Annotated in this window: 22 protein-coding genes; 6 read left to right on the forward strand and 16 right to left on the reverse strand. The window is 63.5% G+C overall.

Translation table 11 applies throughout. From position 1 onward, the window contains the following. Positions 1-5 precede the first annotated feature (5 nt). The 3 genes from meaB to ACODSO_RS08590 are packed head-to-tail and all read right to left on the reverse strand — an operon-like array spanning position 6 to position 5,176. Complete coding sequence (gene meaB, locus ACODSO_RS08580; protein ID WP_489036438.1) at positions 6-1,013, reverse strand: methylmalonyl Co-A mutase-associated GTPase MeaB; 1,008 nt, start codon at positions 1,011-1,013, stop codon at positions 6-8. A gap of 3 nt (positions 1,014-1,016) precedes the next feature. Beyond that, positions 1,017-3,299, reverse strand: a complete 2,283-nt coding sequence (scpA, locus tag ACODSO_RS08585) for a methylmalonyl-CoA mutase (RefSeq protein WP_489036439.1) — start codon at positions 3,297-3,299, stop codon at positions 1,017-1,019. Between the two features lie 2 nt (positions 3,300-3,301). Then, a complete protein-coding gene (locus ACODSO_RS08590) occupies positions 3,302-5,176 on the reverse strand; it encodes a methylmalonyl-CoA mutase family protein (RefSeq protein ID WP_489036440.1) in 1,875 nt (624 codons plus the stop codon). Positions 5,177-5,347: 171 nt separating this feature from the next. Between ACODSO_RS08590 and ACODSO_RS08595 the strand changes: the two genes are divergently transcribed. Genes ACODSO_RS08595 through ACODSO_RS08605 form a run of 3 tightly spaced genes read left to right on the forward strand, consistent with a single transcriptional unit; the run spans position 5,348 to position 7,246 of the window. Beyond that, positions 5,348-6,046, forward strand: coding sequence for a TVP38/TMEM64 family protein (locus tag ACODSO_RS08595; RefSeq protein ID WP_489036441.1), 699 nt, complete (start codon positions 5,348-5,350; stop codon positions 6,044-6,046). A 31-nt stretch (positions 6,047-6,077) separates the two neighbouring features. Further along, positions 6,078-6,710 carry a hypothetical protein gene (locus tag ACODSO_RS08600; RefSeq protein ID WP_489036443.1) on the forward strand — a complete coding sequence of 211 codons (633 nt, stop codon included), beginning with the start codon at positions 6,078-6,080 and terminating at the stop codon, positions 6,708-6,710. Continuing rightward, positions 6,701-7,246: a hypothetical protein gene (locus tag ACODSO_RS08605; RefSeq protein WP_489036445.1), complete on the forward strand. Its 546-nt coding sequence runs from the start codon at positions 6,701-6,703 to the stop codon at positions 7,244-7,246. Before ACODSO_RS08600 ends, ACODSO_RS08605 begins: the two co-directional genes overlap by 10 nt. Before the next feature lie 6 nt (positions 7,247-7,252). On the opposite strand, the gene ACODSO_RS08610 is transcribed toward ACODSO_RS08605, so the two are convergent. Genes ACODSO_RS08610 through ACODSO_RS08620 form a run of 3 tightly spaced genes read right to left on the reverse strand, consistent with a single transcriptional unit; the run spans position 7,253 to position 9,736 of the window. Further along, entirely contained in the window at positions 7,253-8,449 is a 1,197-nt protein-coding gene (locus ACODSO_RS08610) for an SPFH domain-containing protein (RefSeq protein WP_489036446.1), read from the reverse strand. 4 nt (positions 8,450-8,453) lie between these two features. After that, entirely contained in the window at positions 8,454-8,885 is a 432-nt protein-coding gene (locus tag ACODSO_RS08615) for an NfeD family protein (RefSeq protein ID WP_489036544.1), read from the reverse strand. Positions 8,886-8,926: 41 nt separating this feature from the next. Further along, entirely contained in the window at positions 8,927-9,736 is an 810-nt protein-coding gene (locus tag ACODSO_RS08620) for a DUF3097 domain-containing protein (protein ID WP_489036545.1), read from the reverse strand. A gap of 75 nt (positions 9,737-9,811) precedes the next feature. Between ACODSO_RS08620 and ACODSO_RS08625 the strand changes: the two genes are divergently transcribed. Continuing rightward, positions 9,812-10,648, forward strand: a complete 837-nt coding sequence (locus tag ACODSO_RS08625) for a hypothetical protein (RefSeq protein WP_489036448.1) — start codon at positions 9,812-9,814, stop codon at positions 10,646-10,648. Here ACODSO_RS08625 and ACODSO_RS08630 read toward each other — a convergent pair. The 8 genes from ACODSO_RS08630 to ACODSO_RS08665 all read right to left on the reverse strand — a co-directional run bounded on the left by ACODSO_RS08630 (position 10,645) and on the right by ACODSO_RS08665 (position 19,533). Further along, positions 10,645-11,709, reverse strand: a complete 1,065-nt coding sequence (locus ACODSO_RS08630) for a ferrochelatase (RefSeq protein ID WP_489036450.1) — start codon at positions 11,707-11,709, stop codon at positions 10,645-10,647. The genes ACODSO_RS08625 and ACODSO_RS08630 overlap by 4 nt on opposite strands. Positions 11,710-11,813: 104 nt before the next feature. Beyond that, the gene (gene inhA / locus ACODSO_RS08635) at positions 11,814-12,638 is read right to left on the reverse strand and encodes an NADH-dependent enoyl-ACP reductase InhA (protein WP_068368688.1); all 825 of its coding nucleotides are present in this window, start codon (positions 12,636-12,638) and stop codon (positions 11,814-11,816) included. 47 nt (positions 12,639-12,685) lie between these two features. After that, complete coding sequence (gene fabG1 / locus ACODSO_RS08640; RefSeq protein WP_489036453.1) at positions 12,686-13,408, reverse strand: 3-oxoacyl-ACP reductase FabG1; 723 nt, start codon at positions 13,406-13,408, stop codon at positions 12,686-12,688. A 66-nt stretch (positions 13,409-13,474) separates the two neighbouring features. Continuing rightward, the gene (locus ACODSO_RS08645; RefSeq protein ID WP_068368694.1) at positions 13,475-14,467 is read right to left on the reverse strand and encodes a VWA domain-containing protein; all 993 of its coding nucleotides are present in this window, start codon (positions 14,465-14,467) and stop codon (positions 13,475-13,477) included. Further along, complete coding sequence (locus tag ACODSO_RS08650; RefSeq protein WP_489036454.1) at positions 14,464-15,456, reverse strand: DUF58 domain-containing protein; 993 nt, start codon at positions 15,454-15,456, stop codon at positions 14,464-14,466. The genes ACODSO_RS08645 and ACODSO_RS08650 overlap by 4 nt, the downstream gene beginning before the upstream one ends. Further along, positions 15,453-16,919, reverse strand: a complete 1,467-nt coding sequence (locus tag ACODSO_RS08655; protein WP_489036456.1) for an AAA family ATPase — start codon at positions 16,917-16,919, stop codon at positions 15,453-15,455. Before ACODSO_RS08655 ends, ACODSO_RS08650 begins: the two co-directional genes overlap by 4 nt. A gap of 158 nt (positions 16,920-17,077) precedes the next feature. After that, positions 17,078-18,571, reverse strand: coding sequence for an NlpC/P60 family protein (locus ACODSO_RS08660; protein ID WP_489036457.1), 1,494 nt, complete (start codon positions 18,569-18,571; stop codon positions 17,078-17,080). Positions 18,572-18,987: 416 nt separating this feature from the next. Beyond that, positions 18,988-19,533: an Rv1476 family membrane protein gene (locus ACODSO_RS08665; RefSeq protein WP_489036458.1), complete on the reverse strand. Its 546-nt coding sequence runs from the start codon at positions 19,531-19,533 to the stop codon at positions 18,988-18,990. Between the two features lie 324 nt (positions 19,534-19,857). Between ACODSO_RS08665 and acnA the strand changes: the two genes are divergently transcribed. After that, the gene (gene acnA / locus ACODSO_RS08670; protein WP_489036459.1) at positions 19,858-22,662 is read left to right on the forward strand and encodes an aconitate hydratase AcnA; all 2,805 of its coding nucleotides are present in this window, start codon (positions 19,858-19,860) and stop codon (positions 22,660-22,662) included. 122 nt (positions 22,663-22,784) lie between these two features. Beyond that, positions 22,785-23,360: a TetR/AcrR family transcriptional regulator gene (locus ACODSO_RS08675; protein ID WP_489036461.1), complete on the forward strand. Its 576-nt coding sequence runs from the start codon at positions 22,785-22,787 to the stop codon at positions 23,358-23,360. Here the strand turns inward: ACODSO_RS08675 and ACODSO_RS08680 are convergent. Beyond that, positions 23,357-23,590, reverse strand: coding sequence for a helix-turn-helix domain-containing protein (locus tag ACODSO_RS08680; RefSeq protein ID WP_489036462.1), 234 nt, complete (start codon positions 23,588-23,590; stop codon positions 23,357-23,359). The two genes, ACODSO_RS08675 and ACODSO_RS08680, sit on opposite strands and share 4 nt — an antisense overlap. 125 nt (positions 23,591-23,715) lie before the next feature. Further along, positions 23,716-25,347 carry an ABC-F family ATP-binding cassette domain-containing protein gene (locus ACODSO_RS08685; protein ID WP_068368395.1) on the reverse strand — a complete coding sequence of 544 codons (1,632 nt, stop codon included), beginning with the start codon at positions 25,345-25,347 and terminating at the stop codon, positions 23,716-23,718. Positions 25,348-25,482: the final 135 nt, after the last annotated feature.

Genomic DNA, 25,482 nt, shown 5'->3' on the forward strand with positions numbered 1-25,482 from the left:
ACTCGCTAAGCCCCATCGAACGCATCGAGCAATTCCTGAGCTCCCAAAGCAGCGGTCAGCGAACCGTCGCGGACACGGCGTTCGACGCTCGATCGGATGGCTTTCACAGCGGGGTTCTGCGCGAGTCGACGCAGAAGCTGATCGTTGACCATCGTCCACGTCCAGTCGACCTGTTGCGTACGACGCTTCTCGGCGAACTCGCCTGCATCGGTCAACACTTGCCGATGTCTGAGCACGGTGTCCCAGAACTCGTCCATCCCGGTCTTTTCCAGCGCACTCATCGTCAGAACCGGCGGCTGCCAGATCGCGTCGTGCGGATAGATCATGCGTAGAGCACCGGCGAGTTCGCGCGCTGCACCCTTCGCCTCTACCGCGTGCTTGCCGTCGGCTTTGTTGACGGCGACCAGATCGGCGAGTTCGAGAACGCCCTTCTTGATCCCCTGCAACTGATCACCCGTACGCGCCAGAGTGAGAAAAGCAAAGCAGTCCACCATGTTCGCAACAGTCACCTCGGACTGCCCGACACCGACTGTCTCGACGAGGATGACGTCGAATCCCGCTGCCTCGAGCAGCACGATCGTCTCGCGCGTTGCCCGAGCAACTCCCCCGAGTGTGCCCGACGTGGGCGACGGTCGAATGTATGCGTCTTTCTGGACAGCCAAGTTCGCCATGCGCGTCTTGTCGCCCAGGATCGATCCACCTGTCCTAGTCGAGGAGGGGTCTACGGCCAGCACCGCGACCTTGTGTCCCTTGTCGATCAGGTACATGCCGAGCGCGTCGATGAACGTCGACTTACCGACACCTGGAACGCCGGTGATCCCGACACGGTGCGACCCACCAGCCTTAGGCAGCAACTTCAGCAACAGTTGCTGCGCTAGGTCACGATGGTCGGTACGACTCGACTCGACCAGCGTGATCGCGCGGGCCAACCCAGATCGTTCGTTGGCCAACACGGACGCTGCCACGGCCTCGATGTCGATGTTCCGGCCTGCAGGCTTCTTCGGAGCAGTCATTCTTTACGCGGATGCCTCGTGGGTGTCCGTACTCGGACCGTGTCCGAGCTGCTCCGACAACTTCTGGACCAGCCCGATAGCTGCGTCGGCGATGACCGTTCCCGGTGGGAAGATCGCCGCGGCACCCGCCTCGTACAGCTCGTCGAAGTCTCCCGGCGGGATGACGCCGCCGACGACGATCATGATGTCGGGGCGATCCACGGCTGCGAGCGCCTCACGCAGTGCGGGAACCAGGGTCAGGTGACCGGCTGCCAACGAGGAGACGCCTACGACGTGAACGTCGTTGTCCGCTGCCTGACGGGCAACCTCCTCGGGCGTCTGGAACAGTGGCCCGACGTCGACATCGAATCCGATGTCCGCGAACGCGGTCGCGATGACCTTCTGACCACGGTCGTGACCGTCCTGGCCCATCTTGCAGACGAGCACGCGCGGGCGTCGCCCTTCGTCTTCGGCGAACTGCTCGACCAACTCGGTCGCTCGGGTCAGGTTCTTCGCTTTGCCTGCTTCGTCGCGGTACACACCACTGATTGTCCGGATTTCGGCCTGATGACGCCCGTACACCTTCTCCAGCGCGTCGGAAATCTCCCCGACGGTGGCCATCTTGCGCGCGGCGTCGATCGCGAGATGGAGCAGGTTGTTCTCCATACCGGACTCTGTCGACGCGGCCGCGCGGGTCAGGTTCGCCAGAGCCGCCTCGACTGCTTCGGTGTCGCGTTCGGCCCGCAACCGCTCCAGCTTCTCGATCTGCTCGCGTCGCACCTTGGAGTTCTCGACCTTGAGAACCTCGATGGTGTCGGGCTCGTCCGGCACGTACTTGTTGACGCCGACGAGTGGCTGCCGCCCCGAGTCGATACGTGCCTGAGTGCGTGCCGCGGCTTCTTCGATGCGGAGTTTGGGAATCCCCTCCCCGATCGCTTGAGCCATGCCTCCTGCTGCCTCGACCTCTTCGATGTGTGCACGTGCGCGATTGGCCAGCTGATGGGTAAGCCACTCCACGTAGTGCGATCCGCCCCACGGATCGATCGGCCGCACCGTGTTGGACTCCTGCTGGATCAGCAACTGCGTGTTACGCGCGATGCGGGCAGAGAAGTCGGTCGGCAGTGCAAGTGCTTCGTCGAGCGCGTTGGTGTGCAGTGACTGTGTGTGTCCCTGAGTTGCCGCCATCGCTTCGACACAGGTCCGAGCAACGTTGTTGAACACGTCCTGCGCAGTCAGCGACCAGCCCGATGTCTGTGAATGTGTCCGTAGGGAAAGCGACTTCGCACTCTTCGGTTCGAACTTCTGTACCAGCTCGGACCAGAGAAGACGACCGGCGCGAAGCTTTGCCACCTCCATGAAGAAGTTCATCCCGATGGCCCAGAAGAACGACAGGCGCGGTGCGAACGTATCGATGTCCATGCCTGCGTCGAGGCCGGCGCGAATGTACTCCACACCGTCGGCGAGGGTGTACGCCAGCTCCAGATCGGCTGTCGCGCCGGCTTCCTGGATGTGGTAGCCCGATATCGAGATCGAGTTGTACTTGGGCATCTCGGAGCTGGTGTACGCGAAGATGTCGGAAATGATCCGCATCGACGGCTTCGGCGGATAGATGTAAGTGTTGCGCACCATGAACTCTTTGAGGATGTCGTTCTGAATCGTCCCCGCCAGCTTCTCGGGACCGACACCCTGCTCCTGCGCGGCGGCGACATACAAAGCCAGAATCGGCAGCACCGCACCGTTCATGGTCATCGACACCGACACACTACCCAGGTCGATACCGTCGAACAGCTGCCGCATGTCGTAGATGGAATCGATGGCGACGCCGGCCATTCCGACGTCACCCTGTACGCGCGGATGATCCGAGTCGTAGCCGCGGTGCGTCGCGAGGTCGAACGCGACCGACAGGCCCTTCTGCCCGGCAGCGAGATTCCGCCGGTAGAACGCATTCGACTCGGCCGCGGTCGAGAATCCGGCATACTGACGGATCGTCCACGGCTGGTTGACGTACATCGTCGGATACGGCCCGCGCACGAACGGCGGAGCGCCAGGGTAGCTGTCGATTGGATAGCCTTCGGCCTCGGCTTCGTCGCGGTCCGCCTTGGTGAACACCGGCTTGACGTCGATGCCTTCCGGCGTGGACCAGACCACCTGCTCGGCGGTGTAGTTGTTCGCTGCCGCGCCCGCCTCGATATGGGCCGCGACGTCCGCTGCGGTCGGTGCCGTCGGCGTCGGAGTGTGCGGGTCCTTCAGCGGCACATCCGCGAAACTGCCGATGATGTGTGACGTCCGGGAGTCATGAGTAGTCATCGTCAGGCTCCAAGGGATTCGAGAAGATCGGTCAGGACGGCGACGGCGTCGACCTGGGCGGTCAGGAAATCGTCGGGCCGCTCGGGACCTGCGATATCGACGAAGACCTTGTCGGACCCGGCGAGAAGGACTCGCTCGATTCCGGCTCGGCGTAGCGCAACAACTGCGGCCCCTGCTTCGGCCGCATACCGCTTGTCGGTTCCACACAGGACGGCGATTCGCGCGCCCGAGGATGTGACGGCACCCGCAATGGTCTCGGTGGTCAGCGGACCTGGGTTCTCGGTATGAATTCCGCCCGACGCAAGAAGATTGGCCGCAAAGGTCGTTCGGATGTTGTGCTCTGCTACCGAGCCGATCGGTGCAAGGAGCACCAATGGCCTGACGTCGTGCTCGCCGAGGTATGCATCGGACCGGTCCCGCAGCGCCTCGAATGCTGCGCCGTATCGGTGCACGACGGAGCTCTTCGAACTGGCAGGCAGGGGCGCCTCGGCGAGATTCGGGAATTCGTTCACGCCGGTGAGAGGTGTGCGCCGGTGCGCGATGTCCGAATCGCGTGCCGTCTTGACCGCTGCGATCGAAGCAGCGAGCGACCCCGAGTCCAATGCGGCCAGGTATCCACCGTCGGCCTCGATCTCCTGGATGAACTTCCAAGCCGTCTCGGCCAATTCGTCCGTGAGCTGCTCGACGTACCATGAGCCGGCGCCGGGATCGAGCACGCGACCCAGATGCGATTCTTCGAGCAACAGCAGCTGTGTGTTCCGAGCGATTCGCGCCGAGAACGTCTTCGACACACCCGAGGCTCCCCCGTCGAGAGCCGCGTCGAACGGAAGGACGGTGACTGCGTCGGCTCCACCGATGCCCGCACCGAATGCCGCGAGAGTGGTGCGAAGCATGTTCACCCATGGATCACGTTGCGCCATCATCGCTTCCGACGTGACCGCGTGCTGCGGCGCACCTCCGAAGGTCGGCGCTCCGACCACCTGAGCCACCCGCGCCCACACCATGCGCGCCGCGCGGAACTTGGCGATCGTCTGAAACTGATCATCGGTTGCAGCGAACCGAAATTCGAGCTGACTCAGGGCCTGAGCGGCCGTCGATCCGGCCGACGTCAACGCGCGGAGGTATTCCAACCCTGCGGCAACGGCTGCGCCTATTTCCTGTGTGTCACTCGCACCCGCATTGTGGAAGACCGTGCCGTCGACGGTGATCGCACGCACCCGTTCGGGTCGCTCGATCGACTGACGCGCAAGTGCGACGACGGCATCGAGCGAGGGCGCCCCTCGACCGGAGAACTTCGACGTCAGCGTTGCCGCACCGAGTCGGATGTCGATCGCGGAGCGGTCGACGTCATCGGCGGTATCGAGCGCTGCCAGGAGGGCAGCGGCAGCATCGACCGTCTCCGCCCCGGCATCGACGACGATCGGTACGAGGTCGAACAGAACCTCGCTCAGTGCACGCTGAATTCCCCCGACGGAAAGGTCGGATTCGCCGATGCAGAGCCAGAGAGCACTGACGCCGTTGTTCAAACCGTCGAGGATCGACCGATTGACGGCCTCGGGATCGGACTGTCCGGCACCGAATCGCGCACTGACCTTCCAACCGGCGTTCACGTCACGTGTCGCATCGCGGCCGCGAACGTACGGAAACGCGCCGGGCAGTGGAGCCTCGGGCTGTTCGTCCAATGTGCCGTAGAGGGGGTGGATGGTGACCCCGTCGTACGTAGTGGTGTCGAGCAAATGCTCCGGATCACTCGGGAGATCCTCGATGTCGACTCTCCGCGACTTCGCGAGAACCGCGGCGACCGCCTTCTGCCACGCTGCATACGCGCTTCGTGAGGCGTCCTCTTGTGAAGCATCTTCTTGTGAAGCAACGGACACGGTGAATGCTCCCTCGACTCAATCGACTTTCGGTCGATCGACAAATTGCGACTTCTGTGATGTTAACCGCGATTGCTCCGACACTATCGTGAGGATCACCTCACGTTTGCACGGGAGGTGGTTTCGTGGCGTTCACCACTTCGGTGCACGCCGGTAGTGTCGGTGGATGTGATGAGGCGCTTTCGAGATCCACGGCTGATCGGCCTCGTCGTACTCATCCTGGCCCTCGCACTGGCGGGAATTCTCGCCCCGCATCCCTCGATCGAGCAAATGCGCGAGTGGTCCGTTTCGATCGGTCCGGCGTTTCCGCTCGCGTTCTTCGCAGTCCACGCAATTGCGACCGTGGCACCGATTCCCCGCACACTGTTCACCCTGGCCGCAGGCGTGCTGTTCGGTCCGGTCACCGGTCTCGCTGTGACCGTCGGCGCCTCGACCGTCAGTGCGGTTTTGGCGCTGGTGATGGTCCGTGTCGTCGGAAGAGAATGGTTCGCGACCAGAATGACCCACCCCGCCGCTCGGATGATCGACGACAGCCTCGCAAGGCGAGGATGGCTGGCAGTGGGGTCATTGCGGCTGATTGCCCCCGTCCCGTTCTCGGTCGTGAACTACTGCTGTGGAGTGTCGTCGATTCGTCTCGCACCGTTCGCCGTTGCGACGGCGGTCGGCGTCGTACCAGGAACCGTGGGCATCGTCGTCCTCGGTGATGCCCTGGGCGGAAACGCGGATCCGTTGATGCTTGCGCTGTCCGGTTCGTGCATAGCCCTGGGTGTTATCGGACTCGCGATCGACTGGCGGCTCTCGATCACGCGCCGCGAACGATCTGGTCAGCCCTCGAAGCTTGACCTGGGGAAGTCAAGCCATAAGAGTTGACATCCCCTTGTCAACCCCATAGCCTTGTCGGATGTTCGTGATGACCATCGACCAGCGGCGAAGTCGACGTGATGTCGATCGCGTGGAAGCGCTGCTCGACTCGATGCGCGACGTTCCACTCCTGCGGCCGTTCGACCGAACCGCAGGCGACGAGGTTCAAGCTGTGATCGAAGGTTCGGCCACGGGCGCCCGCACTGTGATCGACATCGCACTGACACTGGTTCGACTAGGAACTTGGAGTGTGGGGATCGGAATCGGAGCGGTCGAAGAACCTTTACCGAAAACCACCCGAGCAGGACGCGGCGCGGCATTCGAAGCGGCACGCGAGGCGGTCACCCGCGCCAAGAACGCACCCGGCGGCGTCGCAATCAACACGGCCGACGCAGATCGTGCGAGTCGATGCCGCGACGCCGAGACCGCGCTTGCACTCGTTGCGCTCCTCATCACCGACCGCACGGAACAGGGACATGAGGCGGCAGACTTGATGGCTGCCGGGCTTACCCAGACACACGCAGCCGAACGTCTGGGGATCAGCAAGCAAGCCATGTCTCAAAGACTGTCGGTAGCGAGGTGGAGCATCGAGGCCGACGGACGACGACTGGCCACCAACTTGCTCACCGACATCGGTGTCGACACACAGAAATCGGGGAACCCATGCCAGTAGCCACACTCGTACTGCTTGCGCTCGCCGCGGCTTTGTCGGTGGTGCCGTCCCGGCCACCGCTCCCATCCTGGACCACCGCACTCGCCTCGGCGACGTTGCTGGGTCTCGCCGCCGTCACGGGACTGCAAGCCGACCGTGTGCAGGGCGTCGCCTTGGCGACGACCTACGTCGTGACCGTCGTCGCAGCCGCGGCAGGCGGGTCCGCGATCGTAACGGCGGTCTTTCGTCTCGCCCGCCGCGACGGAACGGCCGAACCCGACGGCCAGGCCGGGCCCCTCCACGGCGGTCGAACGATCGGCGTACTGGAGCGGACCGCCGTCGCAGCGTCGATCCTCGCTGGATGGCCCGAGGGCATTGCAATCGTGTTGGCCGTCAAGGGCCTGGCGCGCTACCCGGAACTACGCGCCGCCGAAACGCACTCCGCGCCTACTCACCCTGCCGCCACGTCTGCTTCCGAACAATTCATCATCGGCACGTTCACCAGCGTTGTGTGGGCAGCGGCCGTCTGCGGTGTCGGATATGCCCTGGTGAGCTGAGTACGCCTACCGCTCCGGCTCCGCCTCGAAGGCCGGTGCAGCGGCAGGTGCAGACAGCTCCCCTAGATCGGACCCCTTCGTCAGACTGGGGTCAGGAGCAAGCGAGGTGTCGACCGGAGTCCGGGCAACTGCCTCGGCAGCCGCGACTGCCTCGGCCACAGCTGGATCGGTCTTGGTTTCGAACCATTCGGCGATCTCTTCGGAATCGTCGACAGGTACCGAATCGTCGCTTGTATTCGCGCTCGGCTCGAAACGGAAGACACCGTCCTCGCCCGGTGCACCCAGTGTCTTGGCAAACCCCTTCAGGGCATCGCCGAAGTCACTCGGAATCATCCAGACCTTGTTGGCGTCGCCCTGTGCCATCTGCGGAAGTGTCTGCATGTACTGGTAGGCAAGCAGTTCCGGCGTCGGCTTACCGTTCTTGATCGCCGCGAACACTTTTTCGATGGCCTTGGCCTGGCCCTGGGCCTGAAGGTATTTTGCTGCTCGGTCGCCCTCGGCACGAAGGATGCGCGACTGGCGCTCGCCCTCGGCCGTCAGGATGGCAGCCTGCTTGCCACCCTCGGCTGCGAGAATGCGGCTCTGCTTGTCGCCCTCGGCAGTCTTGATCGCGGACTCACGATGGCCCTCGGCAGTCAGAATGGTGGCCCGCTTCTCGCGGTCGGCCTTCATCTGCTTCTCCATCGACTCCTGGATCGACGGCGGTGGGTCGATGCTCTTCAACTCGACCCGAGCAACGCGCAGACCCCATCGACCCGTCGCTTCATCGAGGACGACCCGTAGCTGCCCGTTGATCGAGTCGCGAGATGTCAGTGTCTCTTCGAGGGTCATACCGCCGACCACGTTACGAAGAGTGGTGGTGGTCAGCTGCTCGACGCCCACGATGTAGTTGTTGATCTCGTACACCGCAGACTGGGGATTGGTCACCTGGAAATACACGACGGTATCGATCGAGACCGTCAAGTTGTCCTTGGTGATAACTGGCTGCGGGGGGAAGGACACGACCCGCTCGCGGAGGTCGACCTTGGCCCTGATTCGGTCCACGAACGGAACGAGAAACGTGAGCTGCCCGGACACGGTCCGGACATAGCGACCAAGTCGCTCGATCACTGCGGCCTCGGCCTGCGGGACTATAGACACGGACTTGGCCACGAGGACGACTACGAGAAGAACGATCACGCCGAGAACGATCAGTGCTGCCATGAAACTACGGTCCCCTCCACACGACGGCTGTAGCTCCGTCTATTTCCATCACGGTCACGGTGGTTCCCGGCGCATATACCTCGGATTCGTCGAGGGGACGTGCAGTCCACACCTCGCCGCCGAGCTTGACCTGACCTTCGTGTGCTGCAACCTGTTCCAGCACAACAGCACTCTTGCCAGTCAATGCAGCAGTATTGGTAGCGAGCGCAGGCGGAGCGGCGAAGCGCCGCAACAGAATCGGCCGTACGCCCAGAACCAGTACCAAAGACACGAGTCCGAACACGATGGCGTCCGCCCACACCGGGAAATCCGTGACGGCGGAGATACCGGCTGTTGCCAGAGCACCACCGGCGAGCATGAGCAAGAAGAAATCTCCCGTCAGCGCTTCGGCTGCCGCGAGTGCAATTCCTGCAATGAGCCAGATGATCGCCGCCACAATGTCCATCTAACCAGAAATCGGACACTGGACGGTGGATGTCACTCCGTCACGAAATCGACCAGCTGTTCGACTGCCCCGATCAATGGTGCCTCCAGATCCCGGAAGCTCGAGACCGACGAATACACGTGCCGCCAACCCTCCTTCGGGGTACCCCAACCGAGCTCACGACAGATGCCCGTCTTCCAGTCCTGTCCTCGGGGGATCTTCGGCCATGCGTCGATACCGACCGCCCCCGGCCGCACCGCTTCCCATACATCGATGTATGGATGACCCGTCACCAGAACGTGTGGGCCGAGGGATGTCGTGAGCTTGGATTCCTTCGAGCCCGTCACCAGGTGGTCGACGAGAACACCTACGCGGCGATTCGGCCCCGGTGCGAATTCCGCGAGACGGCCACCCAGATTGTCGAGACCTTCCAGATGTTCGACGACGACACCTTCCACACGCAGGTCGTGGCCCCAGACACGTTCCACCAGCGCCGCGTCGTGGACGCCCTCCACCCAGATCCGACTGGCGCGGGCGGTACGAGCCCGCAATCCGTCGACCTTTGTCGAGCCGGACGCAGATCGGGTGGCACCCGTCGGCTTAGGAGCTGTCACAGCACGTTCGAGTGTGACGCGCTTGCCATCGATGAGAAACGCAGCTTCTCGAAGCGCGAAGAGCCGGGTGGTTCGGGCCGAATCCTCCAGCCGGACGAAGTCACCGTCGTACGTCCTTTCGAACCCGACGACCGCACCGCAGAAACCGCTACCCGCATCCTCGACGACAAGGCCACGCTCCGCGGGAACCCGAGGTGCGGGCACCTTCCGCATTCGGCTGTGCCCAGAAAGGATGTCTCCGCCGTACATATCCGCCACGGGCGACGACTTTAGCGACCCCCGCGACCGAGCACACCGCGCCACGCCGACCTAAACTCGTGAGTCGTGAGTTCTCCAAGCGCAAGCCTCGCCCTGTGGACCAGTTCGTGGCTGGCGGGCGTCAGTGCGCCCGACGACGTCATCGACGCCATGGCCGACTGGGCCCCGATGCACCTCGTCGTTGCAGCCGACGAAACGACTGCACAGCGCACCGGTCTGGCCTGGCCGAGCCCACGAGCAGACGGCGTCGCGTCGGTGTTGACGGCCATCCGCGCGCAGATCCCGAACCCGAGCTCCGACGCCGTCATCGAGCTTCTTCTACCCGGGCCGGGGGCTGTCGAGAATCTCCCTCCCGGAACCGGATTCACACGAGCTGCTCTCACCGCCGGACAAGCCGTCGTCGTCGGTCTCGCCGGAACCGAAGGTCTGGCCTTCGTACCCACCGTCGAGGGTCCCGACGTCATGCGCTGGACGGTGTTCGCCGTCGACGTGCTCGGCCACTACGTACACGACTTCTCGCTCGGTGAGGCCGAATTCGCGATGCGTGATGCCGTTCGTGGCGCCGCGGACGCACTCGGATCGATGCAGTCACTGCCCACCCGAACACTGCCCACGAGAAGCAACGAGGGCGACCCTCGAACTCGCATCGCGAACGAATTGTCGGAGCTGATGCGCCATCGTTACCCGGCAGACATTCCCGAACGAGCGATGCGAGTCCTCGAGTCGGCCGATCGTGTCTCCGCGATTCTGTCCGTAGCACGGACATGCGCGCCGACCGAGGCTCCCACTGCGGCGGCTGCCATGGCTCGTGAGGAGCTGATCAGGCCACTGTGGGCGTCAGTTCGGTCGGCGCGGCTGAGTGCGGTCGCCGCCGGGATCGCCTCGAGTGTGCCCCGCACCTAGTTTCGGGTCGGCCGGACCGGTTGTTCGCAGCACCCGAGTGCACACCGCTGGCCATTGAGCGTCTCGCCGTAGCTCGGCACCGAACCGATACCGCGCGCGGCGGCACCTTCGACGTGCTCGCGTATCAATTCGACCACCATTTTCGCGAACCGTTCGTCGGTACCAGGCGTCGAGGCGCGCGCGAACGCCATGCGACGTTCCTTGGCCTTCTCCTCGGCCTCGGTATCGAGATCCCATACGACTTCGAGATGGTCGGACACGAAGCCGATCGGGCACACGACAACCGCATCGACTCCTTTGTCCGCCAACGCATCGAGGTGATCGCAGATGTCCGGCTCGAGCCACGGCACCTGCGGAGGTCCGGACCGCGACTGCCACACTACGTCGTACTCGTCGATCCCCGCCGCAGCAGCAGCTAGTGCGGATGCGTCGGCAACCTGGCGGCTGTAGAGGTGACCGCCGTCGGCGGGTGGGCCGGCGTTCGCGTCGGCGGCATCGGGGATCGAATGAGCAGTGAACACCAGCCGAGCCCCTGCCCTCCGTTCGGCGGGAAGTTGGTCGAGCGCCGCAGTGATGGCGTCGGCGAATGCGGCAACCATCAGCGGGTGGTCGTAGTACTGGCGAATCTTCACCAGATCGGGTGCGCCCGAACCCACTGACTCTCGGGCGCGAGCGAGATCCTCGTGGTACTGGCGGCACCCCGAGTATCCGCCCCACGCAGAGGTGGGAAACACGAGAGCACGTTCGACACCGTTCGCGCGCATCTCGGCGACGGTGTCCTCGACCATGGGGTGCCAATTTCGGTTGCCGAAGTACACCGGGAGGTCGATTCCGGCAGTGGCCAATTCGGCCTCGACTGCCGCGATGATGTCGCGGTTGAGTGCATTGATCGGCGAGACTCCCCCGAAATGCATGTAGTGCTCCACGACTGCATCCAGTCGTTCGGGCGGCACACCGCGTCCGCGCGTAACGTTCTCGAGAAACGGCCTGACGTGTGCGGGTTCTTCGGGGCCACCGAACGAGAGAACCAGTAGAGCGTCGAAATCAGTGGACGTCGTCATGCTTCCATTGTGCGCTCGGCCCTCGAGAGACCTTCACGCACATCGGCCCGGATGGACGAGAACTGCCGTCCATCCGGGCCGATGTGGTGCGCCGAGCGCGAGAACTACATGTTGTCGGGCAGGTACGTGTTGTGACTCGCACCGCCGTCTACGTAGATGATCGATCCTGTGGTGCCGGGCAGCCAATCGGACAGCAGCGCAACGATCGACTTGGCCACCACGGTCGGGTCGTCGTAGTTCCAGCCGATCGGCGAGGCGCCGTCCCAGTACTCGTTGAGCTGCTGCATCTTCTGTGCGTCGCCGGTCGCGGTACCTGCAATGGCTTTTGCTGCGAGCGTCCGGATCGGTCCAGCGGCAACAAGATTCGACCGAATGCGCTTTGCTTCACCGACCTCGCGGGCGACGTAGCGGTTGACCGACTCCAGGGCGGCCTTGGCGACACCCATCCAGTTGTAGTACGGCATCGCAGTACGAGGATCGAAGTCCATGCCGACGATCGATCCGCCCTCGTTCATGACGGGAAGAACAGCGCGGGCGAGCGACGCGTAACTCCACGCCGAAATTTCGAACGCACGTGCAGCGTCAGGGCCGGGGCCCTCGAGGAACGGCTTTGCACCCGGCCCCATCAACGTGCGCGGCGCGAAAGCTATGGAGTGCAGCACTCCGTCCACACCCTCGGGCGCAAGTTCACGCACACGGTCGGCAAGCGCAGCGAGGTGCTCCTCGTTGGTGGCGTCCAGCTCGATCGCCGGGGGAACCGGCTGCGGCAGGCGCTGCGCGATCCGGTCGATCAGCCGCAGCCGATCGAACCCGGTGATGATGACCTTCGCACCCTGGTTCTGGGCCATCGCCGCCGCGTGGAATGCGATCGAGGCATCGGTGATGATGCCGGTCACGAGAATTGTCTTACCTTCGAGCAGTCCGCCCATGTGTCTTCCTTAACGATCGAATCGAAACGAGAAATCCTTGAGGTGAATCAGTGGCCCATGCCGAGCCCGCCGTCGACCGGAATTACAGCGCCAGAAACATACGACGCGTCCTCGGACGCCAGCCAACTGACGACACCCGCTACTTCCTCGGTCTTGCCTTTGCGAGAAAGAGGGATCGCACTGATGGCCAACTCCTGGTACTTCTCGTCGAGCGCCTGAGTCATCTCTGTGTCGATGAAGCCGGGGGCCACAACGTTCGCGGTGATGGACCGTGAACCGAGTTCACGAGTCAGCGATCGCGCAAGCCCGATGACGCCCGCCTTGGAGGCAGCGTAGTTCGCTTGGCCTGGGGTTCCCATGAGACCGACTGCGGAGCCAAGGAAGATGAAGCGACCGTAGCGGGCGCGCAGCATCGAGCGACTCGCTCGCTTGGCGACGCGGAACGCACCGGTCAAGTTTGCATCGATGACCTTGGAGAACTGATCCTCGCTCATTCGCATGATGAGTGTGTCGTCAGTGATTCCTGCATTCGACACCAGCACCTCGACGGGGCCCTGCTTCTCTTCTACCTCTTTGAAAGCCTTGTCCACGGAGTCCGAGTCGGTCACGTCGCAGACAACCCCGAACAACCCGTCCGGCACTCCTGAACCACGATGGGTGACGGCCACCTTGTGGCCGTCAGCGGCAAGACGCTGGGCGATGGACAGACCGATGCCTCGGTTACCTCCGGTGACGAGTACCGATCGGGCGATGAAGTCGGGTTTGGACATGCCTGCAACCTATCTGTTCGTTCTGCGATGACAAAGTGAAACCTACTGGTGAGTAGTGACAGCGAATCAGGGCAATCTTTGACGGAGTACCAAGGCTGTGCCCAATCCTGCTGCGGTGAAGAGAACTCCGAGAATCAACCATGGCCTGCTCGCGTCGCCGCGGGTGATTTCGAAGCCGATCTGTTCTTCGAGCGTGTCGTATACGTCCCGAAGCTCTTCGAGTGACGATGCAGTGAAAAAGCTTCCGCCGGACAGGGTGGCGATCTCCCGAAGAGAGGGGTCGTCGACCGGCACTGGAACGCGCTCGGACCCCGATTCGGTTTCGATGTCGACGGTGCCGTAGCTGGTGCCGAACGAGATCGTCGAGATCGGGACGTCCTTCTCCGCTGCCGCCCGTGCGGCGGTGTATCCCCCTCGCGGATCGTCGGGGTTCTCGGGAACGGTCTGCTTCCCATCGGACAGCAGAACGATCCGTGCAGGAGGAGCCGCGTCGCCTCCACCCAACACAGCACCGAGTGTGTCTATGGACTGCAGGGAAGTGAAGATTGCCTCCCCGGTCGCTGTTCGTTCGCTCAGTTGCAGCTTGTCGATCGCAGCCTTGGTCGCCTCACGATTGGCGGTCGGCGACACCAATACCGAGGCGGTGCCGGCGAACGCGACAAGGCCCAGGTTGATACCCGGAGTCAGGCCGTCGGCGAACGACTTCCCGGCCTCTTGCGCAGCGGCCAGGCGCGACGGCTCGACGTCGGTTGCCTCCATGGAGAGCGACACGTCGATGACGAGCATGACCGTCGCGCGGTTGCGCGGGACCCGCTGATCCGACGTCGGACCGGCCAGCGCAACCGTCAGGAACATCAAACCGACCAGGACCAGCGCTGTCGGTACGTGACGCCAATATCCGGGACGCGTCGGCGCGACTGTTTCGAGCAACTCCATGTTCGAAAAAAGCAGTGTGTGCTTCTGCCGACGACGCTGCACCACCACGTAACCGACGACAAGGGCAATGACGACCAGCAGGAAGAGCAGCCACCAGGGAGAGGCGAAGTCCGACAGGCTCACCGGCGACCCGCCCGTGCCGTGTTGACCGCGCTCGCGCCGAGGGTGTGTCGACGCGAGGACACGAACCTCACAACGTCCGCGATCCAGTCACCGTCGGTTCGAAGCGTCATCCGGGGGGCGCCGCAGCGACGCAACACCCGCTCGACATCCTCTCGATGCGCATTCGCCGCCTCGGCGAAGTCGGCGCGCAGCTGTGGCGTCGTACTGAATTCGCGGGTGCGCCCGGATTCGGGGTCGTGCAGCACCACATCTCCTATGTCGGGAAGCTCGAGGTCGCGGGGGTCGACGACTTCGACGGCGAGGACATCGTGGCGCGCAGCGATCGCGCGCAGCGAACGTTCCCAGTCGATGGGCCCGAGAAAGTCGCTGATGATCACCGCCATGCCGCGGCGACGTTGAGGTCGTCGCAGCGACTCGATGGCACCTCGAAGATCGCCCCGCACCCCGTCGGCAGCGCTCGGCGTCGTGGCGATCGTGCGCAGCATCGCCTGCCTGTGGACCTGCCCTCCGCGGGCGGGTATACGTGTCGTGTTGGCACCGGTGGCCACGACTGCACCGATGCGATTTCCGCCTCCACTGGTCAAATGTGTGATCGCCGCGGCCGCTGCAACAGCAAGGTCGCGCTTCTCGCATCCGGTGGTCCCGAAATCGAGACTTGCGGACAGATCGAGCACCATCCAGGTCTCGAGTTCTCGATCCGCGACGGACTGCCGAACGTGTGGGTGCGTCGTCCGTGCCGTGACGGACCAATCCATTTGCCGAACGTCGTCGCCAGGTTGGTACTCCCGAGCATCGCCCGGCTCCGATCCCGGCCCCGGTATCAGTCCGAGATGATCGCCGTGCAGCACACCGTCCAGGCGCCGACGAACCGTCAGTTCCAGCGTCCGCAGGGCCGCCCCGAGGGACGGATCGCGCAGCTCACCGCTTCGGAACGACGGCGGCCTCGGATCGTGACGGCCTGCCGAACCATCGGCCAGTGCCCCGCTCACTGCTTCTGGCTACCTGCAGTCGACTCATTGACGGTCGACTCGTTGACGGCCGACTTGTCGAGCGATGGAGCCGCTGGACCGTTGTGACCCTGATATGTTCCGTTGCCGGAAAACTGCCCTGGGCCAGGCTGTTGGCCGGGAGCGGCAGGCTGGTTCGGGTAAGGGAACTGCGCCTGGTTGTGCGGTTGGGCTTGTTGGTTCGGCTGCGCTTGTTGGTTCGGCTGGGCCTGGTAGTTCGGCTGGCCCTGGTAGTTCGGCTGGCCCTGGTAGTTCGGTTGCCCCTGCGGAGGAAGCGGATGCTGCGGGGAGCCCCCCACTGCTTGCGGTGCAACCTGCGGAAGCCCGACGGTCTGGAGAATTTTCGTGATGACGTGTTCGGGAGTGACCTCGTCGGCAAGCGCGTCGTACGACAGCACGAGTCGGTGGCGAAGGACGTCCGGAATCACTTCGAGCACATCCTGCGGGACCACGTAGTCACGTCCGCGAAGCAGCGCCAATGCTCGCGATGCCGCGATGATTCCGAGCGTCGCACGGGGTGACGCACCGTAGGCGATCCAGCTCGCGACATCATCGAGACCCAGCTGCTCCGGTGTTCGCGTGGCTGCGATGACGCGCACGACGTAGTCGACGAGTGCGTGGTGTACGAATACTGTGCTCGCCACCGTCTGCAGACGGACGAGTTCTTCGGGGTCGAGAATCTGCTTCGGCGTCGGAACCGCGGTTCCCATGCGATAAACGATCTCGCGTTCTTCCTCCACCGAGGGATAGTCGACCACGATCTTGAAGAGGAACCGGTCTCGTTGGGCCTCCGGAAGGGGGTAGACGCCTTCGTTCTCGATCGGGTTCTGAGTGGCCATCACGAGGAATGGATCGGGCATCTGGAAAGTCTTGCCGCCGATGGTCACGTGCCGCTCGGCCATGACTTCCAGCAACGCGGACTGCACTTTGGCAGGAGCGCGGTTGATCTCGTCTGCCAGGACGAAGTTGGCGACGACCGGACCGAGTTCGGTGTCGAACTCTTCACGACCTTGGCGATAGATCCGAGTTCCGATGAGGTCGGTCGGCACGAGGTCGGGAGTGAACTGGACGCGCGAGAACGACCCGCCGACGACTTTCGCGAACGTCTCGACTGCCAGCGTCTTGGCGACACCGGGAACACCTTCGAGTAGAACGTGCCCGCGAGCCAGCAAACCGACGAGGATGCGTTCGACCAGTCGGTCCTGACCGACGATCACGCGCTTCACTTCGTAGACGGCCTTCTCCAAAATCTGAACGTCCTGCGCAAGCCCGCTCACGCCCGCGGGTGCGCTGCCGACTTTGGCCGCAGCGCTTTCCGACGCGCTGCTGTTCGACGCGCTGCTGTTCGACGCGCTGCTGTTCGAGACACTGCTATTCGAGACACTGCTGTTCGACACACTGCCGTCACGTGATGCCACCAAGAATCCACCGCTTTCACTCGACATGTTGGGGGGCACGTCCTTGCAGGTCCGCTGCCCTAGATTCCAGGCAATGAACTACACGCGCCGACAGTCCCACCCCAGGCTACCGGCGTTCGCTCGCGAGCTTAGCCGTACCGTCCGTTGGCCGAGGGCACGCGAGCCAACGCCGGTAGCCAAGAGGGTCAGGAAACCATCCGAACCGCGTACGGTGTCATCCCGTCGTACCGCACAGGCGAGACCTTGACGACACTGCCGGATTGGGGCGCTTCCAGCATCTTGCCGTCGCCCAGGTACAGCGCGACATGCTGGCTGGCGTTCGGTCCGTAGAACAGCATGTCCCCACGCTTCATATCGGATGACGGCACCTGCTTGCCTGCTGTGTACTGATAGCCGGTGTAGTGCGGCAACGAGATACCGAGTCCGGCGAACGCGTAGATCATCAGGCCCGAGCAGTCGAAGCCGACCTTGTTGTAGTCGCCGTAACTGTCGGCCACTCCGCCGTCTCGAATTCCCTTGGTGGGACCGTTCTCGTCACCGCCGCCCCACGAGTAGGGCACGCCGAGCTGCGACATTCCGCGGTCGATGGCCAGTTCGACAGCAGCACTTCCGGTGACGGACGGGGTCTGGGTGGTACTGCGCGGCCTCTTCGGCGTCGTCGGGGTCGTGGTGCTCGTGTCGGAGTCGGACTCGGTTCCATCGATATCGGTGTGCGATCGCTGCCCAGCGGCAGCCGCGGCAGCCGCTGCCGCGGCAGCCTGATTCGCTGCCACCCGCGCCGCCGCCTGCACGGCAGCGTCGCGTGCTGCTGAGGCGGCTGCCGCTATGGCGGCGTCCTCGGCGGCCTTCTGCTGCTCCCATGCGGAGTAGGCGACACGTTGTCCTTGGAGACCGGCAACGTCCGTCCGCGCCACATCCAACTGACTCTGCGCAGCATCCCGCTGCGATTCGATCACGGCCTTTTGGTCTGCCTGCGCCTGCAGAGCGGCACGGGCAGTGGCGATGGCCTGCTCTGCAGCAACCTTTTGCGCGTCGGCTTCCGCTGCAGCGGCATCGGCCTGCTGCTTGGATTCACGCGCAGCGGAATCCTTGTTGGCCTGCTCGGTACGAGCTCGCTGAAGTCCGTCGAGTACAGCGTTCTGGTTGTTCGACAAGACCTTCAGCACCTGCGCTCGGTCGAGCACATCCTCGGGCCCGCTCGCCCCGAGGAACGAAGACACCGACGCGACGCCAGTTCCTTGGGTGTAGCTGGATACTGCGAACTCGTTGAACTTCTGCTGAGCAGCGTGGATCTGCGTACCGGCGTCGGCGAGGGCTTGCTGGGCGGTCACGACGAACTGAGCTGCGATATCTGCGGCATCACGCGCGTTCTGGAGGTCGACCAGCGCCTTGTTGACCTCCTCGCGCCGGATGGCCACTTCGGCGTCTAGTTGAGCGAGCTGCTGGTTTGCCGCCGCCACCTCGTTGATCAGCTGACCTACCGCACCGAGCTGCTCGTCCACGCGCGAACCCGCCGCCGCTATCTCGGAGTCCGACGGATTGGGAGGGGGCGGGGGCACTGCCGCGGCAGTGCCGGACACCGCACCCATCAGTGCGACGACGACACCTGCACCTATCAGTGCACGAACTGTGTTCGAGAACGCGCTGCGGCGTGCGCCGCGGAATGTCCGTCGCCTCACAAATGTCTCCCTCGGTCCCGGCGCTCGCGATGCTTCCGTGAGGAAGCCTCGACGCCGGACGAGCGGATCGTCGACACCTCGATCCGGGTGTCACCGTCGCATTCGCCGGGCAGGGAGAAAGCGCGCAGCAACACGACGGGTGTGCCACGTCAGCCACACCCGCAGCACTGGCCTCTCGGGTCGCCCCGGATAGACCTGTGCCCTCTGCGACACTCCTTCCCCAGCAGTGCCAATGGCACCGTACGACACTTTGCACACTAAGGAAACTCCAGTCCCAAACGACACATTTGTAATTCGACCTGCGAAAACGCGCTGATCTCGGCATTTGCCGGAAACAGTTTTTTCGACTTTTTTCGGCCGGACAGGAAAATGCCCCCGGCAACGAAACGTCGGGGGCAGATCGTTCGGGCGGGTCGTCAGCCTGGCAACGTGGTCCTAGTCTCGTCGACTGGACGCGACTCTGCTGCACGTGCGCGACGACGCATCTTGGCGAAGGTGGTGGCAGCACCGCACCCAGCGACGACCAGAATCACCACCGTGGTGATCAGCGTCCACGGAGTCTGGGGACCGACCAGGGTGTCGACGAAGTTGTCCGCCGCCACGACAGGGTTCCCGGTGTACGTCCGATCCTGTCCCGCCTCCAAGGTCACGCGGCTGACACTGTCACTGAAGGACCCCACCTGGCCGGGACTGAGCACCAGCACCGTGCCACCGTCCTCGGCTCCGACCGCGGTAGCGAGGTCGCGCAACTGCGAGTCGTGCCGCGGATCCCGATCCACCACGATGATGGACAGGTCGATCCCATGTTCTTCGGCGCGGGCGACGGCCGACTGCAAGTCGCTCTCGAGCGGTGCCGGCGCACTGACACCGGTTGCCGCTACTTCGGCCACGATGTCGTCGACGTCGATCCCGGGTGGCACATCGGCCAGCAGGGGAACGAAAGCGAGTATCGGTTCAGGCATCACAGAGGTTCCAGTCGAAGAGCGTCGTCGTAAGGACGAGACGAACCCTACGTCACTCGCCGCACCGGCCGCGTGCACCCAGTCCGGTCGATCGTCTGCGAGTGAGGCTCCCCTGCATTGCGAAGGTGTCGGAACTGCACGACAATCGGGAGTGCGAAAGCAGAGTACAGCAATGTAGGCTGCCCTTCGTTTTCAACAGGACAAGCGTACTGTTAGACTCGACCACGAGATGTTCACCCGCGGCGACAGCCGCGCGAAGTGAGTCTCGCTTCATCCGTCGACACAGCCCTGTCGGCGGTGTGCCTCAAGACGAGTGGAGCTGAAGTGACCGCCAGTAATGATTCATTCGGTGCAAAGGGCACCCTCGAAGTCGGAGAGAACTCGTACGAGATCTTCCGCCTGTCGGCCTTGCCTGGCGCCGAGAAGTTGCCCTACGCATTGAAGGTCCTCGCGGAGAACCTCCTTCGCACCGAAGACGGTGCCAACATCACCGCCGACCACATTCGTTCGATCGCGTCGTGGGACCCCTCGGCCGATCCGAGCATCGAAATCCAGTTCACGCCTGCACGTGTCATCATGCAGGACTTCACCGGTGTGCCCTGCGTGGTCGACCTTGCCACGATGCGTGAGGCCGTCACCACTCTCGGCGGCGATCCGAACAAGGTCAATCCACTCTCCCCCGCAGACATGGTCATCGACCACTCGGTGATCCTCGACGTATTCGGTCGCGCCGATGCACTCGAGCGCAACGTCGACCTCGAGTACCAACGCAACGGCGAGCGGTACCAGTTCCTACGTTGGGGCCAAGGCGCATTCGACGACTTCAAGGTCGTCCCTCCCGGCATGGGCATCGTCCACCAGGTCAACATCGAGTACCTCGCGCCGACCGTCATGACCCGCAAGGGCCAGGCATACCCCGACACCTGCGTCGGAACCGACTCGCACACCACGATGGTCAACGGACTCGGTGTCCTCGGCTGGGGCGTCGGCGGCATCGAGGCCGAGGCAGCAATGCTCGGCCAGCCCGTCTCCATGCTCATCCCCCGCGTAGTCGGCTTCAAGCTGTCCGGTGAGATCCAGCCGGGCGTCACGGCAACCGACGTCGTTCTGACCGCCACCGAGATGTTGCGCAAGCACGGTGTCGTCGGCAAGTTCGTCGAGTTCTACGGCAAGGGCGTCGCCGAGGTGCCGCTGGCCAACCGCGCCACGCTCGGCAACATGAGCCCCGAATTCGGTTCCACGGCAGCGATTTTCCCGATCGACGAAGAGACCATCAACTACCTGCGCCTGACCGGCCGCAGCGACGAGCAGCTCGCGCTCGTCGAGGCGTACGCCAAGGAACAGGGCATGTGGCACGACCCCGAGAAAGAAGCCGTGTACTCCGAGTACATCGAGCTCGATCTCAACACGGTCGTTCCGTCCATCGCAGGGCCGAAGCGTCCGCAGGATCGAATCCTGTTGTCCGAGTCCAAGGTTGCCTTCCGCAAGGACATCCACAACTACGTGGAGGAGAACTACCCGACCGAGCACTCGCAGCTCGACGAGGCTGTGGAGGAATCCTTCCCGGCCTCCGACCCTGCCACGCTGTCCTTCGCGGACGACGGCGCAATCAACGTTCAGACCGCAGCCAACGGTGCCGAGGGGCGCCCGAGCAAGCCGGTCAAGGTCACCACCGACGAGAGCGGCGAGTTCGTTCTCGATCACGGCGCTGTCGTCGTCGCCGGCATCACGTCGTGCACCAATACCTCGAACCCGTCGGTCATGCTCGGCGCAGCCCTGCTCGCCCGCAACGCCGTCGAGAAGGGCCTCTCGACCAAGCCCTGGGTCAAGACCAACATGGCGCCCGGCTCGCAGGTCGTCACGGACTACTACGAGAAGGCCGGCCTGTGGCCGTACCTCGAGAAGCTCGGCTACTACCTCGGCGGCTATGGCTGCACGACGTGTATCGGCAACACCGGTCCGCTGCTCGAGCCGATCTCGAAGGCGATCAACGACAACGACCTGTCGGTCACCGCAGTGCTGTCGGGCAACCGCAACTTCGAAGGCCGCATCTCCCCCGACGTCAAGATGAACTACCTGGCATCGCCTCCGCTGGTCATCGCCTACGGTCTCGCGGGCACGATGGACTTCGACTTCGAGACCGACGCTCTGGGCAACGACCACGAGGGCAACCCGGTGTTCCTGAAGGACATCTGGCCGTCGTCGCAGGAGATCGAAGACACGATCAAGTCGTCGATCAGCCGGGACATGTTCACCAAGTCCTACGAGACGATCTTCGCCGGCGACAGCCGTTGGCAGAACCTCTCCACCCCCGAGGGCGACACCTTCGAATGGGATCCGAAGTCCACCTACGTGCGGAAGCCTCCGTACTTCGACGGCATGACGATGGATCCGGCTCCAGTCAAGGACATCAAGGGCGCCCGTGTCCTCGCGCTGCTCGGCGATTCGGTCACCACCGACCACATCAGCCCCGCAGGCCCGATCAAGGCAGGCACTCCCGCAGCGCAGTACCTGGATTCGCACGGTGTGGAACGCAAGGACTACAACTCGCTCGGATCGCGCCGCGGAAACCACGAGGTCATGATTCGCGGAACCTTCGCGAACATCCGTCTGAAGAACCAGCTCCTCGACGACGTGTCGGGTGGCTACACTCGCGACTTCACGCAAGACGGTGGACCGCAGTCGTTCATCTACGACGCGTCGCAGAACTACCAGGCAGCCGGCATCCCGCTCGTCGTCCTGGGCGGTAAGGAATACGGTTCGGGTTCTTCTCGTGACTGGGCAGCGAAGGGCACCTCGCTCCTCGGAGTCAAGGCCGTCATCACCGAGTCGTTCGAGCGTATTCACCGCTCCAACCTGATCGGTATGGGCGTCGTTCCGCTGCAGTTCCCTGTCGGCGAGAGCGCTGCGTCGCTGAAGCTCGACGGAACCGAGACCTTCGACATCGTCGGAATCGAAAAGCTGAACGACGGCATCACGCCGAAGACGATGGCTGTGACGGCTACCAAGACCGACGGCAGCAAGGTCGAGTTCGACGCGGTCGTCCGTATCGATACACCCGGTGAGGCGGACTACTACCGCAACGGCGGCATCCTGCAGTACGTGCTCCGCAACATGATCAGGGGCTGATGATCGGCTCTACCAGTTCGATGTACTGATCCTTCTCGGAAGACGATGGACCCGGAAAGCATGCCTCTTCCGGGTCCATCGTCATTCGAGGGACATCTCAGCGAGAGTGGGGACAACACACAGTGCCGAAGGTCAGTGAAGACCAATTGGCCGCGAGGCGGAGCGAGATCCTCGACGGCGCGCGCAAGTGCTTCGGCGAATACGGATACGAAGGCGCAACGGTTCGGCGTCTCGAACAAGCTACCGGGTTGTCCCGCGGTGCGATCTTCCACCACTTCAAGGACAAGGACGGGTTGTTTCTCGCGCTCGCGCAGGAGGATGCGCGTCGGATGGCGGAGGTGGCATCGACTCAAGGTCTCGTCCAGGTGATGAGGGACATGCTCGAGGAACCGGACCGATTCGAGTGGCTCGGTACCAGACTCGAGATTGCCCGGCGACTCCGCACCGACCTCGACTTCAGAAGAAGTTGGGCCGAGCAGTCGGCCGAGCTCACCGATGCAACGGCTGCACGACTGGAACGTCAGAAGACAGCTGGTCGATTGCGCGACGACGTCGCGCAGGAGGTGATGGTCGACTATCTCGACTTGATACTCGACGGGCTGGTCGCGCGTATCGCGTCAGGGCAGGGCGGACCGAATCTGTCCGCGGTGCTCGACCTAGTCGAGGAATCCGTTCGGAAGCCGGACCCGACGAGCTAGGGCTGTGCGCCCGCCTTCTTGCGGTTCGGTCCGCCCCGCGATCGCAGGACGGTGCCGGACTCGGCGAGCACCTTGTGAACGAATCCGTACGACCGGCCGGTGCGGTCTGCCAAGGATCTGATGCTGGCTCCGGCCTCGTAGAGTTCCTTCAGTGTGGATTGCAATCGGTCGCGTGAATCACCCGTGATACGAGCGCCTTTCACGTACGACGGTGCATTCGACCGGGCCATAGGTTCCTCCAGTCAGCGACGCTGGAGCCGAGCAGGTGGCTCTTCGCTCACGAAATCCCCCTACCACTGAAGGGTAGATGACACAGACACCCACCACGGGCGAACAGCCGAATATCAGGCCGCGATCACGCCAACTGGATAAGCTCCAGATACTCCTGCGACCAGTGGTCCTCGGTGCCGTCCGGAAGGAGAATCACGCGCTCGGGCGAGAGTGCCTCGGCCGCACCTGGATCGTGGGTGACGAGAACGACCGCGCCCTTGTAGCTACGAAGAGCGTCGAGGACCTGTTCACGTGAAATCGGGTCCAAGTTGTTGGTCGGCTCATCGAGCAGCAGTACGTTCGCAGCCGAGGACACCAGTCCGGCCAGAGCGAGACGCGTCTTCTCGCCACCGGACAACGTTCCCGCCGGCTGCTCGAGTTGAGGTCCGGTGAACATGAACGCACCGAGCAACGATCGCAGCTCCTGCTCGCCGGTATCGGGCGCTGCGTGACGGATGTTCTCCCACACGGACGCGTTGTCGTCGAGCGTGTCGTGCTCCTGCGCGAAGTATCCGACACGCATTCCGTGGCCCGGTTCGATCTCACCGGTGTCGGCCTTCTCGGTTCCTGCCAAGATCCGCAACAGCGTCGTCTTACCGGCACCGTTGAGTCCGAGGACCACTACTCGACTGCCCCTGTCGATCGCGAGGTCGACGCCGGCGAAAATCTCGAGCGAGCCGTACATCTTGGTGAGGTTCTTGGCCATGAGGGGCGTCTTGCCGCACGGCGCGGGATCAGGGAAGCGAATGTGGGCGACCTTGTCGGACACTCGTTCGGCATCGAGATTGGCCATCAGCTTGTCCGCACGCTTGGCCATGTTCTGCGCCGCAACAGCTTTGGTTGCCTTGGCGCCCATCTTGGCGGCCTGAACGCGCAATGCGCCGGCCTTCTTCTCCGCATTCGCGCGTTCGCGGCGTCGGCGCTGCTCGTCCGTTGCGCGTGCGTCGAGGTACTTCTTCCAATTCATGTTGTAGATGTCGGCTTCGCCGCGAACGGCGTCGAGGAACCAGACCCGGTTGACCACGTCGCCGAGCAGTTCGACATCGTGACTGATGACGATCAAGCCACCTTCGTGACTCTGCAGAAATCCGCGTAGCCAGGTGATCGAGTCCGCGTCGAGGTGGTTGGTGGGCTCGTCGAGGAGCAAGGTGGTGTCGCTGCGTCCACCGCTGCCGTCGGACGCAGCGAAAAGGATACGGGCGAGTTCGACGCGTCGTCGCTGCCCGCCGGACAGCGTCCGCAGAGGCTGGGCGAGAATGCGATCGGCGAGTCCGAGACTGTTGCAGATTCGCGCCGCTTCACTTTCGGCCTCGTAGCCGCCGAGGGAAGCGAAACGCTCCTCCAAGTCGCCGTACTTGCGCACCGCACGATCGAGCCGACTCTCGTCGGCGACCTCGGCCATCAGCGCCTGCTGCTTCTCCATCTGATGGAGCAACGTGTCGAGACCACGGGCCGACAACACACGATCCTTGGCGAGTACGTCGAGGTCGCCTTCCTTCGGATCCTGAGGCAGGTAGCCCAGATCTCCCGTTCGGACGACCGAACCCGCGTACGGCTCGCCCTCGCCTGCCAGGATGCGCAGGGTCGTCGTCTTGCCTGCGCCGTTGCGCCCGACGAGCCCTATGCGATCGCCGGCCTGCACGCGAAGCGCAGGTCCTGGTGCCATGAGCAACGTGCGGACACCGGCACGAACTTCCAAGTCGGTGGCGGTGATCACGCGGGGGCTCCTAGCGATTGCGGATGATGTGCAGACGAGTCGGGGCCGAAAACCCGACTGGCTGGCTGCCAGAAAAGGAAGACGATCGTTCAGGTACCCGAGCAACCACTCATTTTAGCCCCTCCAACGGTGTGC

Source organism: Rhodococcus sp. FG69, from assembly GCF_057808915.1.